Origin of the sequence: Allorhodopirellula heiligendammensis (assembly GCF_007860105.1) — a bacterium.
Classification (GTDB): Bacteria; Planctomycetota; Planctomycetia; order Pirellulales; family Pirellulaceae; genus Rhodopirellula; species Rhodopirellula heiligendammensis.
The window spans coordinates 1-2,513 of record NZ_SJPU01000029.1; the positions used below are offsets into that span (position 1 = coordinate 1).

Genomic DNA, 2,513 nt, shown 5'->3' on the forward strand with positions numbered 1-2,513 from the left:
CACTTACGGGCGAGCGACCGAAAAAAGCCTCCGGCAAACGGCACCTCACCTCCACCAGCGGAAAAACAATGAAGTAAGACAAAAAACAACCCAACACCACTTGTCAAACCTTGGACTTCATAGTCGGCACGCATCAGCGGGCCGGGAAGGTTGATCGTCCATTTGAGAAATCTCGCAAGCCCGGCTCCGTTGCATGCGATGGTTACCCGCCGTCGTGGTCAGGAAGATCGAATTTTGCGTGAACGAATTCCGTGTCGCGATCCAAGCTAGAAAGCTCGAACGAAGATTCTGGGAACTCGCGTTTAATGATACGTCTCACATCCGCTTCTGTTGCATTCGGATCGGCCATAATCCCAACCCCATTAAAAGTGAACGTGGCATCAAATGTAAACGGAGAAGTCCAGGGTTCGCCACCCTCCGCGACGACGCGGAAAAGGTTGCCGTATCGAGCAACAATTTCAATACGGCAACGACTAACAGAGTCGTGACCTGAATGATAAGTCATCGCAAATCGGTCGCCAGTCCGCGGATTCTTCCAGTCCTCCCAGCTTTGCGAGAACCCCTCGATTTCTCGCCAATCGTCAACTGCGATGTCTAGTCCGTCAAAAGAGATGCTTGGCGGCCCGAGGTCGTCCTCAGGGTCAGGCAACGCCTCAATACCCATGGTCCATTGCATCTGCTTTCCGTTGATTTCAGTCTTTGGGTCGTGCCAACGTGGATCACCGACGTAAGCAGCGATACCGGCGGAAGCGACTTTATAGTCGCGTTCCGAGTAGTGAAACTTGTTCGGTTGTTCGACAATCTGTTTAGGTGTCATATCGGACTGGGGATTGCAGCCCAGCAAAAGAGCGATGCCTGTAAGAACAGGAACAACCTGGAGCAGTTGAGGCATTTCAGTCGGGGAACGGCGGCGATATGCGGGCGGCGTCGAGCGGCCCAACCACTGAGCCAACGGCTGCTACGCCGCTCCGTCATCATTACATTGTTACGAGTCGTTTATTGTAGCGTAGTACCCGTCGGCTTGCCCGCGTCCTCGATCTGCAACGAGCACTGCGTCACAGTCACCAATTGATCAGGCGTCGGACAATGCCCCGCAGGGCAGGCGTTGGTTGATGCCCCGCAGGGCACACTTGGCTTCCATACCAGCTTCATCTCGTAACGGCGGCGTTGACCGAGCACCGCCAATGCGGATTCCATTTGTAAACATCTCACGCGGTGCTTCGGTCCAACGCATGGTTCGTCGATGGTGGATTGTGGTATGGGGGTCAAAGGATGCTCGCTTTCGTCGCAGTCGGGTTCGTTGATCGGGATGACAACGGTGCGGAGTATGTGCAAATCACTACGGGCGGAGGGAATGTAGAGGTTGATCCTACGCTTTTGGCTGGTTACTTCGATGGGCCATCCGCAGTTTTTGCGGCTCCAATCTGTCTCAGCGTCAGGGTGGCCGTACGGCGGACCTGCTCGTGTTCATCAGTTTCGGAATCCCGCAGCGCGTCAACTGCGTCTGGCGTTACCTTCTCTGCATCGATCTTGGTAAACGCGTAGGCAGCGTCGGCACGGAATGGCCAGTCTTGGTTGCGCATGGTATCCATTAGAACTTGTACGGCGGCTTCGTTTGGATCTTCGGGAGCAACCTTGTAGAGTGCAACCGCTGCTCGTATCCGAACCGTAACGTCCTCATCATTCAAGCACTTGGTGAGGGCGGGAGCCGCCCCGGATGCCGCTGGCCCAAAGTTCCAAAAGGCCTCCGTTGCGCGAAGCCGAACTGCCTGGCTTTCGTCCCCCAGCGCTGCGATAAGCGGAATCATCGCGTTCTTTGCGTCGGCTCCAAATTCTCCCAAGGCACCTGCCGCTGCTCCTCTTACCGCTTCATCGTCGTCCTTCAGTGCGTGAATGAGGACTGGCACGACGGTGTCTGGATCTGCCTCAATCTTGCCGAGCGTGCTAATGCAGTGGGAAAGAAAATGTGTTTCGTTGCTCATAAATCTAACACCATCCCCAATCACACCATGGGTAGCACGGTAGGCGGCTTTAGCCTCGGCGCTATCGCCAACCGCATCACGCCTGCGGTTGATCTTCTCCACTTCTTGGATGAGGAAAGATACCGCAAACTTCGCATCGCCACCAAACTTACCAATGGACTGAGCTGCGCTAGAACGGACTCGCATGTCGGAGTCTTTCAGCGCGAATGTCAACGCAGGAACGGCAATTTCCGGATTGAGTGTCAACTGCCCGAGCTTGCGTGCCGCAGCGCCGCGAACCTTTGCCGATCCATCGCTTAATCCCTTGAATGCTTTGTCAAATGCTTCGGTTTCTACCGCATCCTGTCCATGCGCGCGGCCGGAAAGGTTGATAGAAAAGAGTGAACACGAAATAAGCAATAGGAGGACCCAAAACAGACACTTAGTGCAAGATCCTTCGTTAGATCGAAGACTGAAATTCACTGGACGGCTCCATGCATGAGGCTGCTATTTTTCTGCATCGATTCAACAATTGAAGCGTAGTTCGACGAA

General features: G+C 54.4%; 3 protein-coding genes. All 3 read right to left on the bottom strand.

All coding sequences use genetic code 11. From position 1 onward, the window contains the following. Positions 1-202 precede the first annotated feature (202 nt). Positions 203-892 carry a hypothetical protein gene (locus Poly21_RS26780; protein WP_146410129.1) on the bottom strand — a complete coding sequence of 230 codons (690 nt, stop codon included), beginning with the start codon at positions 890-892 and terminating at the stop codon, positions 203-205. A 104-nt stretch (positions 893-996) separates the two neighbouring features. Beyond that, entirely contained in the window at positions 997-1,197 is a 201-nt protein-coding gene (locus Poly21_RS26785; RefSeq protein WP_302120792.1) for a hypothetical protein, read from the bottom strand. A 188-nt stretch (positions 1,198-1,385) separates the two neighbouring features. Beyond that, entirely contained in the window at positions 1,386-2,381 is a 996-nt protein-coding gene (locus tag Poly21_RS26790; RefSeq protein WP_302120794.1) for a HEAT repeat domain-containing protein, read from the bottom strand. Positions 2,382-2,513: the final 132 nt, after the last annotated feature.

Coding starts and splice junctions, on each gene's coding strand:
- Poly21_RS26780 (WP_146410129.1), bottom strand. CDS start 892: ATGCCTCAACTGCTCCAGGTTGTTCCTGTTCTTACAGGCATCGCTCTT.
- Poly21_RS26785 (WP_302120792.1), bottom strand. CDS start 1,197: ATGGAATCCGCATTGGCGGTGCTCGGTCAACGCCGCCGTTACGAGATG.